Annotated in this window: 2 protein-coding genes; one reads left to right on the top strand and one right to left on the bottom strand. The window is 53.1% G+C overall.

Annotated features, from left to right (window positions below):
• Window positions 1-302 (top strand): hypothetical protein (locus tag AC01FP_RS17970; RefSeq protein WP_474482151.1); only part of this gene is annotated, 302 nt, incomplete at its 5' end.
• Between the two features lie 24 nt (window positions 303-326).
• On the opposite strand, the gene AC01FP_RS17975 is transcribed toward AC01FP_RS17970, so the two are convergent.
• Window positions 327-623, bottom strand: coding sequence for a hypothetical protein (locus AC01FP_RS17975; RefSeq protein ID WP_474482154.1), 297 nt, complete (start codon window positions 621-623; stop codon window positions 327-329).
• Window positions 624-913 lie beyond the last annotated feature (290 nt).

Below are 913 nucleotides of genomic sequence, written 5' to 3' on the forward strand. Positions count from 1 at the left end.
GCAAAGGCTCGTTCACTGTAGACGTCAGGTTAATATTGATTTCGCAGGTCACCTCTGAATCCAGCTGGTTTTGCTACTTAGTTTTAAGCCGTCTTCTTCTTTTTGATTTATTGACCTTATTCTCTTTCTGTCAAAAATTGCCCCTGCTTGGTGACGGGCGCAATGCCGAGCAGCAAAAGGGACTTTACAACCGCCTAGTTATCGAAGATCGACTAGCAGACGGTTCATTTGAGTTCAACAAAGAGTATCTAGCCTTTACAGCCCTTGATGCCCCCCAAGATCTAATTGATACGGAACAGTAGGCTCTGCTTTGACCCCTCGACCCCTCAGCTGCTCTGGCGAGGCTTCTTGACAGCCAGGCCGGCTTCCGTCGCGGTGCCGGCTGCCAGCAATAGCAGACCGATTAGCCCCACAAGCCGGTTTTGAGCGTCGGCGGTAGCACCAGCGTTCTGGCCGAGGAAGGCACCGGCCACGAACCAGGCAGAGGCCAGTGCTGAGGTAATCCAGTAGGCCTTCCAACGGCGCTGATACAGGTATCCAGCCCCGAGGCCGGGTACCACGTTCAGAATCACGGCTACCCAGCCGCAGGATGCGGCAAGGATCTGCTCACGGGTGGGAATCATGGCGGTACGTGTTGGAACTAGCACTATGGCGATTTACGCCCCCCAGGTCGATGTCACTGAAAACCCCAGCCACTCCAGCGGATCCTTCCTAAATCACATGTAGGGATTACCTCCAGATTGCTTAACAGGAGAAGCTTGTTTGACCCGAAAGTGCATCAATCTAAACCTGTAGATGACTGATTTTCACAGTAGTAGGGGGCAAGGTGTTTCACCTCCCCCCCAGTTTCAGGAAAGTTGTCACCCCTCTGATCAGTACATCCGGGGGCTTGAGGACATGACTAATGCGTCGA

This window comes from Cyanobium sp. NIVA-CYA 375, assembly GCF_056108345.1.